We start from the raw sequence: 9,391 nt of genomic DNA on the forward strand, positions 1-9,391 counted from the left end.
CTCCTTTACGGGGTCAATTAAGCCCCAGAAAAACAATACAACCTATAACCTATCTACTCTGTGACTATCTATTTATTCTACTGATAATCCAGAGTTTTCACCAACTATCATTGAACAATTATCGTATCATCTCCTTTTTTAAGCCAAAGATTCTCTTAATGCCTTATCGCCGATATCCTTTCGATAAAACATCTTGTCGAATTGAATATCATCTATTGCTTGGTAAGCCTTGATTTGAGCATCTTTTATCGTATCGCCCAAACCAACAACTCCTAAAACTCTTCCGCCGCTAGTTAGTAATTTCTGATTAAATTTCGTACCGGCGTGGAAAACAAAAACATCCTCTCTATTCTCTAGCTTCTCTAAACCGGTTATCTCTTTAAATTTCTCATAATTTCCCGGATAGCCGCCGGAAGCTAAAACAACACAAAGACAAAAACGTTCATCCCACTCTAAATTTACCCCATTAAGTCTACCTTCAGCAGTTTTTAACATAATCTCGAAAAGATCGCTCTTTAACTTAGGCAAAATTGCCTGAGTTTCCGGATCGCCGAATCTTACGTTGAATTCTAAAACTGAAATCTCCTCATCTTTAATCATTAAGCCAGCATAAAGAATACCCCTATAGGGTTTGCCTTCGGCTCTTAACCCATCAATTAAAGGTTTAAATACCTGATCAATAATCTTTTTTAAAAGTTGATCATTAACTAAAGGTGCCGGTGAATAAGCTCCCATACCTCCGGTGTTAGGACCTTTATCGCCGTCAAAAGCAGCCTTATGGTCCTGTGAAGACACTAAAGGCAAGATGGTTTCACCATCACTAAATATTAAGATTGAAGCCTCTTGGCCCTTTAGGCAATCTTCAATAATTACTCTGTAGCCGGCTGAGCCAAACTTTCTATCAACCATAATCATATCAATTGCATCCTTGGCCTCATCTTGAGTTCTAGCTACAATAACTCCTTTTCCGGCAGCTAGGCCATCAGCCTTTATCACTATCGGTGCTCCTTTCCGATCTATATACTCTTTTGCTTTATCTGGACTATCAAAAACTTCAAAATCAGCAGTGGGAACTGAAAATTTACGCATCATTTCCTTAGAAAACACTTTGCTTCCTTCTAGACGAGCTAAGTCTTTTCTCGGACCAAATATCTTTAAACCCTGGCTTTCGAACTGATCAACTATACCCTTAACTAATGGCGCTTCCGGACCGACTACAGTTAAATCTATCTTTTCAGTCTTAGCAAACTTCAGGAGACTCTCAATATCAGTAGCTGAAATATCTAAATTCTCAGCAAGTAAAACAGTGCCACCATTGCCTGGCGCACAATAAAGTTTATCAACTAAAGCTGACTGGCTTAGCTTCCAAGCTAGGCAATGCTCGCGGCCGCCTGAACCAATAACTAGCACCTTCATCGTAACACCATTTTCTTAGAAGATTTAACTACCTGGCCAATGATCTCGGCTTTAACATATTTATTAAGCTGCCGCTTAAATTCTCGAGCATACTTTTTATCTACAGCTAAAATCATACCAATACCCATATTGAATACCGAGTACATCTCTTTTTCAGAAATTCCACCAGCCTTCTGAACTATTTTAAAGATCTCAGGAACTCTAAAACTATTTTTCTCGATCACCATACCTAAGCCTTTAGGTAAAATCTTAGTCGCCTTATTGTAAAAAGCTCCTCCGGTTACATGAGCAATACCTTTAATCGCTTTAAGCTGCGATTTATGGTTCTCAAGTAAAGAAAGGATCGGTTTTACATAGATACGTGTCGGAACCAATAACTTTTTAGCGTATTTTTTTATGCCTTTTGGACCTAAAGCTTTACGAACCAAGGAAAACCCGTTTGAATGAAAACCTGAAGACTCTAAACCAATCAAAAGATCACCGGCTTTAATATTTTTACAGTTAATCATCTTAGCCTTATCGACTATTCCTACGCAGAACCCGGCTAAATCATATTCCTGGCTTTTATACATCCCCGGCATCTCAGCAGTTTCACCGCCGAGTAAAAGACAATCCGACTCGCTTAAGCCTTGCTTGATGCCCAGCATAACCGCATCCAAAGTTGTGAGTTTTACCTTTCCGCAAGCAATATAATCCAAAAAGAAAAGCGGCCGAGCCCCGACACAAATTAAATCATTAACATTCATGGCAACCAAATCTACTCCGACCGTATTGTGAATTCCTAGCTTTTGAGCAATTATTAGCTTTGTGCCCACACCATCGGCTGAAGAAACTAAGTAAGGATTTTTGCATTTAGTCAAAGCTGAGGCTAAGGGAAAAACAGAGCCAAAGGCTTCGACCTTGCTTAAATTAGATAATTTAATCTTTTTAGCAAAAGCCTCGCCAATCTTTACATCTACGCCAGCTTGTTTATAGGTAACTTTTTTCATTATTTAAAGTAGTTAACTGCGTTTTTAAAAAATCCTAATCCTTGGGGGCTAATCTTTTTATCTTTCCAAAGCGGCCAATGATGCTCAAAAATAAAACGTTCTGGATGCGGCATTAACCCCAGGACTCTTCCGCTAGAATCGCAAATTCCAGCTATTGCTTTAAGCGATCCATTAGGATTAAAAGGGTAGCTGGCCTCATCACCTTGGCTATCGACATAACGAAGAGCGATCTGATTGTTTAGTTCTATTTTATCTAAAATACTTGATTCTGCATAGAATTTTCCTTCTCCGTGAGCTATTGGCAGACGAATCACTTCATCTAAGCCCTTAAGCCAAACGCTTTCTGAGCTGACCCTTAGATAGACCCAACGATCTTCAAAACGATCAGAATCATTATTAGTCAAAGTAACCTTTTGTTTAAAATCAATGTCCGGCAAAATACCGGTTTTTACCAGAACCTGAAATCCATTACAAATGCCTAAAATTAAGCCACCTTTATCAATGAAACCCTGCAAACTTTCCCTCAACCAGCAAAGAAATTCCAAAGAAAGAATTTTTCCAGCACCTAAATCATCACCGTAGCTAAACCCTCCAGGAATACAAAGTATCTGATAACTGGAAAGGTCTGGCTTCTCTTTAATATAATTTATATGAGCCAATTTAGTGTCCGCTCCGGCTAAATTAAAAGCAAATTCAGTCTCCTTGTCGCAGTTAATTCCGGCTGTGCGAATAATTAGAGTTTTTGGTTTCATCTTTATTAAATTTATCTAAATTCAGAGAATGTTCTCATCCAACAATCTCTCAAAGTTTCTACCGGCTGATTAATAACTTCTTTACAGTCCTTGCTATAAACAATCAGCTTCTTCTTATCAGAAACACAACCGATTAAGCCAAATGGGGAGTCGACCAAGGCTCGTTCAAATTCATTTTGATTTACCTTATTTACCTCAACAACAAACCGCGAAGCTGACTCAGAGAATAACAGCTCATAATCAAGCATGCTAGAGAGCTTAGGTACCTCTTCTAAGAACACATTTGCTCCCAAATCTGCCCCGATACACATCTCAGAAATTGCAACTGCCAAACCACCCTCAGAACAGTCATGGCAAGATTCAACTAACCCTTTTTCCATCGCTTGGCTAAGACGTTCAAATATACTTTTTGCACAAGCCTTGTCAACCTTAGGTACTAGGCCTTCGGTAATATTGTATTTTCGAAAATACTCTGAAGCTCCCATTTCCGGCTTGGTAAAACCGACTACATAAATAAGATTATCCTTGGCCTTAAAGTTATTACTAATAACCTTCTGCCAATCAGAGATAATTGACATTGCTGAAATTAGCAAGGTTCCGGGGATCGAAATATGTTTTCCGGAAACATCATACTCATTATAAAGACTGTCTTTTCCGGAAATAAACGGTACGCCAAAGTAGGTTGAAAAATCATAACAAGCAACTGAGGCTCTGACTAAAGCTCCCAGCACCGATTCATCCTGCGGCGACCCCCAGCAGAAATTATCAAGAATGAAGGTTTTATCTAACTTTGCGCCACTAGAAACAACATTGCGTAAAGCTTCATCAATAGCTAAGGCCGCCATCCAGTAAGGGTCAAGATCAGAATAAAAAGGATTAATCCCAAAACCAACGGCAACGCAAGACTTACTTTCTAAATCCGGCCGGCTAATTGCTGCATCACTTACTGCAACCCGCGCAATACCGCTAACTGCTTTGTTAACTGATCCAGCCTGCACCTCATGATCATACTGTCTGACAATCCAATCCTTAGAAGCAATATTAGGAGTAGCTAACAAATCTCCGAGGTCATCGTTGTATGCATCTTTAGCTTCAATCTTTAAGTCGACTTGCTTTTTGTCTACCCAAGAAGCTTTCTTTTCTAGCTTAGGTAAATCAAAAATAAGCTCTAAATCGATGTCGCAAACTTTATTACTTTCATAAAAAAGCTCTAACTTCTGGGTTTCGGTAACTTCACCGACTACGGTTAGCTCAACATCCTCTTCCTTAAAAATATCCTCTAACTCGGCTAGCTTATCACGACTTGTAAAAAATACCATCCGCTCTTGAGATTCAGATATCCAAATCTCAGTATAAGTTAAGCCGCGATACTTTAAAGGAACTTTATCAAGGTCAACTTTGACACCATGTTCCTGAGCTAATTCAGTTATTGCACTGGAAATACCACCGGCTCCGCAATCAGTAATCGCAGAAAATAAATCCTTATCACGAGCCCTAAGAATAGCCTCGGTTAACTTTTTTTCTTCAATCGGATTGCCGACCTGAACAGCCGTAGTAAGACCTACTGTGTGTTCATCGAGCTCTTTAGATGAAAAAGTCGCCCCGTGGATTCCATCCCTTCCGGTTTTAGCCCCACAAAGAATAACTAAATCGCCGGGCTTTGACTTTTTAAATGACTTCTCTTTAGGCAAAATGCCCAAAGTCCCGCAATAGACTAAAGGATTACCTAAAAATCTCTTATCGAACAAGACTGCTCCGCCAATCGTAGGGATTCCCATGCGATTTCCGTAGTCGCGCACACCCTTAATAACTCCTTTTATTATCCGTTTAGGATGAAGCAGACCCTGTGGTACCTGATCATGCTTTAGGTCCCAGGGTGAAAAACAAAATATATCAACTGATGAAAAAGGCTTAGCCGCACAACCAGTTCCCAAGATATCTCTGATAACTCCGCCAATGCCAGTCGATGCACCACCGTAAGGCTCTAAACTTGAAGGGTGATTATGAGTTTCAACTTTAAAACAAATATTATTCTTCTTATCAAACTTAACTACTCCGGCATTATCTTCAAATACTGACACGCAATCCGGATGAGCGATCTCCTTAGTTGCCTTAAATACCGTTGACTTAAGTAAATTATTAATTGTTTCTTGTTTTATTAGCTTTCCTTCTGAATCCTTTTGGCTGTATTCAATCAGGCCACGGAAAGTCTTGTGAGCGCAATGTTCCGACCAAAGCGTAGCAATAGTTTCAAGCTCACAATCGGTAGGATTACGTTTTAACTTTTGAAAGTAAGCCTGAATTATTTTCATCTCATCAAGACTCAAAGAAAGACAACCTTGCTTTGAAATCTCTTTTAATTTTTCATCACTAGCCTCCAATACCTCTACTGTCACAAGATTAAAGCTGTAGTCCTTACCTGAAAACTCATCAAGAGTAGCCAATCTAGAACCCTGCTCATATTCTAAAATATGTTCAATAAGCGGATTATAAAGTAATTTTGAAGCAAGATACAATATTTGTTCTTTGGCTAAACCAACAAATTCATAAAACCGGGCGCAACGAGCACTTTTTAGATTTAAAGACATATCGCTGACTGCCTTCTCAAGCGACAAAGCTACCGTATCGCAAACTCCGGGATTATAAGTTATCAATATTTGATTATCTTCAGGTCGGTCTTCAAAAATACCACGAGTTATACTGTAGGCTTCAATAATCGGATCAATTAAAAGCTGGGTCGCAATCATCTCAAGCTGACCTTGGCCTAGATCAGCCTCGAGAAGATAGACTTTACGAGTAAAAACTTGTGGGTTTAAAGCGATACCTAAATCGCTTATTTCGGAAGCGATCTTTGAAGAAGAAGCTTTTTCTTTTGAAAATACGTCTATTCTCCAAATCATTTGTCGGTGAATTTTTGCCTTATTCAGGCAAGATCAATTGAACGATTAAATGCGGATAGTAAAACTCGTTAGCTACGCCATTCCTACTCTTTCATAAATCTTATCTACATTCGAAAGGTAAGCATAAGGATTAAAAATTTCCTCAAGCTCTTTCTTAGTTAGAAGTTTCTTGACCTTCGAATTCAAAAAACTCTCCTTCTTAAAAGATGATTTTTTATTAATTACCTTTAAAGCAATACCTTGAACGATATCATAAGCTCTGATCCGCGGGATACCTTTGTCCATCAATTTAAGTAACAGTTTCTGAGAATAAACAATGCCACGGTTAAGCTCGATATTTTTAAGCATATTTTCAGAGTTAACCTTTAGATCACCAACCACCTGCTTAAACTTCTTAAGCATATAGTCTAGGGCTATCGTTGAATCGGGTAAAACAATTCTTTCGGATGATGAATGCGATATGTCCCGTTCATGCCAAAGATTAATATTCTCAGAGCCAACCAACATATTGGCCCGCAAAATTCTAGCTAAACCGCAGATTCGTTCACAAACAATCGGATTTTGCTTGTGCGGCATCGCGCTTGATCCTTTCTGTCCCTTATAAAACGGCTCTTTTACTTCATCAACTTCATTCCTATGCAAATGTCTGACCTCGGTAGCGAATCTCTCTAGAGTTGAGCCAATCAAGGAAAGTAAAGATAAGTAGTAAGCGATTCTTTCCCGAGAAACAATCTGGGTTGATATTAAAGCCGGCTTTATTTTAAGCTTTTTACAAATATACTCTTCAACCCTTAAATTAAAATGAGCAAAGGTTCCAACTGCTCCGGAAATCTTTCCACAAGCAACATAATCAAGACTATCAGCTAAAAGCTTTCTTTCCTCTCTTAAATCATTATAAAGATATAAAAACTTAAGACCAAAACTATAAACCTCAGCATGTACTCCATGAGTTCGAGCCATGCAAAGAGTATCTTTGTATTTAAGGGCTTTCTTCTTAACTTCAGCTAAAACCAAATCCAAATCTTTCAAGATAACTAAAGTTGCATCCTTTATCTGTGTGGCTAAAGTCGTATCAAGTAAATCTGATGAAGTCAAACCCAAATGCAAATATTGAGCATCTTTGCCAATTTGTTTAGATATATGTTTCAGGAAAGCTATAATATCGTGGTGGGTCTTCTCCTCGATCTTTTTAATTGCCAGGGTAGAAATCTTTACCTTTGAAAAGCTCTTACTGACACCTTTGGGGATCTTTTTTTGCTTCTCTAAAGCTTCACAAAGTAAGGCTTCAATCTTTAAAAAACGCTTAAATTTTTCATCCTCACTCCAAATATTACCAATTTCAGTCGGAGTATAACGCTTGATCATCAATCACCTCTAGATTTACTTAGCCTTAAAAACAACCCTTAACAAGAGGTAATATCTTACCAAACAATTCTTTTTGAGTCAATTGAATTAGCAAAAAAATCCTTAGAAACAAAGAACTAAATAAGCCTTGCTAGCTAAGGGTAATTGCTATATCGAAGGTAAGCGACCGACGCCGGATGCCTTGAGGAAAATTCGGTAAAGGACTAGCCTGTACAATCTCCTCTCTGATCGTTCGGTCGATAAGTTGAGAACCAGAGGCACGAAGCATGCTAATATCGCTGATATAACCATCAGACCCAACGGTAATTCTAAAGAGAATGTTACGATTTATGGCTGATGAGCTAGATAAGCTCAAGATAAGATTGCGGAAACGAGAAGTATCAATAACGTCTCGAGCGTAAGCTACGTAACGATCAACCAGATATCTTTGATCACCGTATACATTTGAGCTTGATTCTACTCTGATATTCTGAGAATTAATGACCGAATCCCTCCGAGAGCGGTAGTTCTGGCTAGGTTGAGACTTCCTTTTGAAAAAACGATTTTGACCTTCCTCGATCGAGTCCGGATCAAACTCTTTAAACTTTTCACCTAAATTCGACAGGTGCGGAGTTATAAAAATTAATACCTCCTTATCTTCAGCAGTCCTATCCTTCGATTTAAAAAAATTACCCAAAAAAGGAACGTGACTTAACATCGGGGCTCTGGTTTTGGTTTGACTTGAGTTGTGTTGGATAAGCCCTCCGATACCAATAGTGTCACCATCAAAAACCCTCACGGTAGTAGACACTGTCCGTCGGTTTACTATCGGTAAATTAGCGCTACTGGTTCCGACAACTTCACTTACTTCCGGCTGAATTTTTACAGTAATTGCCCCGCTTGAAGAAACACTAGGGGTAACTTTTAGGGTAACTCCAGTACCAATTGATTGAAGAGTATTGTAAGGGTAGGCTTGAGAACCGGTATTAATTAAGAAAAACTCCTCTTTGCCAATAAATATATTTGCCTCTTCTCCGTCTAAGGCTGAAATCCGCGGGTTAGCCCTTACCACTGCTTTTCCGGTCTGAATCATGGTTTTTAAGGTAATTAGAGTGCTCTGGGTAACTGTTCCGGAAAGAGTATATTCAGCAGTTGTCGCAGACCCCAAACCCTTCTCAAGAGTAAAGTTTGACGGCGGACTAACCGTAAAACCACCCTCCTGCATACTACCCCACTTAACGCCCAGCTCTTTTTTATCCGATTCTGATATTTCAATAACTAAAGCTTCCATCATAACCTGTTGACGAGGTTGATCGATCTTATTAATATCCTGCCTGAAGCGAGCAATAATATTCAACGGGGCAGTAATTGTTACTGAATTATTTTGTAAATTAGCCTTAATGTAAGGATGAAAAAAGTCAGACACTAAAGACTCTACATCCTTGGCCTTGACATAATCCAAAGCTATAACCTCGGTTTTGGCTAAAAGGTCAAACACTGGGCTCTCCGGTTTAGCTAAGCCAACAATGTAATACTTATCTATCTTTTTAAAGTTATAGCCCAAAGGAATCAGAATCATACTCAAAGCTTCCTCTAGGGGTACATTTTCAAGTTCAACGTTAATAAAACCCTGGACCGAAGGATCAATAACAATCGGCACCTTGGTTTGAGCTGAAACGTCTTGAAGAGCCTGGCGAACATCAGTCTCATAAAATACATTATTTACCAAGGGCTCAACTGATTCAGCATCCAGGTAGCTTGCAAAAAAATCATCTGACGAATAAGCCGCCAGCGACACAAAAAACAATCCGGCCAAAAGAACAACACAAATTTCTTTTTTTAGTTTCATTTGAATCTCCTATGTTAATTGTCCAGTATATTCTACTCTCAAAATATCAAGCCATTTATCGCAAGCCCTACATTAGGCTGGAGATAAATGGTAAACTTTTTTATCAGATTGTAATTTAAAATTACTAAAATCTTCAAATAC

6 protein-coding genes are annotated in these 9,391 nt (G+C 38.8%); all 6 read right to left on the reverse strand.

Going from position 1 to position 9,391, the window contains the following annotated elements:
• Positions 1 to 138: 138 nt before the first annotated feature.
• Positions 139 to 1,416, reverse strand: coding sequence for a phosphoribosylamine--glycine ligase (gene purD, locus K9L86_08455; protein ID MCF7908883.1), 1,278 nt, complete (start codon positions 1,414 to 1,416; stop codon positions 139 to 141).
• Complete coding sequence (gene purM, locus K9L86_08460) at positions 1,413 to 2,405, reverse strand: phosphoribosylformylglycinamidine cyclo-ligase (GenBank protein MCF7908884.1); 993 nt, start codon at positions 2,403 to 2,405, stop codon at positions 1,413 to 1,415. The genes purD and purM overlap by 4 nt, the downstream gene beginning before the upstream one ends.
• Positions 2,405 to 3,157: a phosphoribosylformylglycinamidine synthase I gene (gene purQ, locus K9L86_08465; GenBank protein ID MCF7908885.1), complete on the reverse strand. Its 753-nt coding sequence runs from the start codon at positions 3,155 to 3,157 to the stop codon at positions 2,405 to 2,407. Before purQ ends, purM begins: the two co-directional genes overlap by 1 nt.
• An 11-nt stretch (positions 3,158 to 3,168) precedes the next feature.
• Positions 3,169 to 6,057 (reverse strand): phosphoribosylformylglycinamidine synthase subunit PurL, encoded by a 2,889-nt coding sequence (purL, locus tag K9L86_08470; GenBank protein MCF7908886.1) that lies wholly within the window; start codon positions 6,055 to 6,057, stop codon positions 3,169 to 3,171.
• A gap of 72 nt (positions 6,058 to 6,129) precedes the next feature.
• Positions 6,130 to 7,422 (reverse strand): adenylosuccinate lyase, encoded by a 1,293-nt coding sequence (gene purB, locus K9L86_08475; protein ID MCF7908887.1) that lies wholly within the window; start codon positions 7,420 to 7,422, stop codon positions 6,130 to 6,132.
• A 130-nt stretch (positions 7,423 to 7,552) separates the two neighbouring features.
• Entirely contained in the window at positions 7,553 to 9,250 is a 1,698-nt protein-coding gene (locus K9L86_08480) for a TonB C-terminal domain-containing protein (protein MCF7908888.1), read from the reverse strand.
• Positions 9,251 to 9,391 lie beyond the last annotated feature (141 nt).

The sequence above is a fragment of the Candidatus Omnitrophota bacterium genome, from assembly GCA_021735655.1.
In the GTDB taxonomy this organism is placed as follows: Bacteria; Omnitrophota; Gorgyraeia; order Duberdicusellales; family 4484-171; genus JAHKAJ01.

Bases quoted from the DNA above. Each gene is read 5' to 3' on its own strand.
- purD (MCF7908883.1), bottom strand. From the start codon at position 1,416: ATGAAGGTGCTAGTTATTGGTTCAGGCGGCCGCGAGCATTGCCTAGCT.
- purM (MCF7908884.1), bottom strand. From the start codon at position 2,405: ATGAAAAAAGTTACCTATAAACAAGCTGGCGTAGATGTAAAGATTGGC.
- purQ (MCF7908885.1), bottom strand. From the start codon at position 3,157: ATGAAACCAAAAACTCTAATTATTCGCACAGCCGGAATTAACTGCGAC.
- purL (MCF7908886.1), bottom strand. From the start codon at position 6,057: ATGATTTGGAGAATAGACGTATTTTCAAAAGAAAAAGCTTCTTCTTCA.
- purB (MCF7908887.1), bottom strand. From the start codon at position 7,422: ATGATCAAGCGTTATACTCCGACTGAAATTGGTAATATTTGGAGTGAG.
- K9L86_08480 (MCF7908888.1), bottom strand. From the start codon at position 9,250: ATGAAACTAAAAAAAGAAATTTGTGTTGTTCTTTTGGCCGGATTGTTT.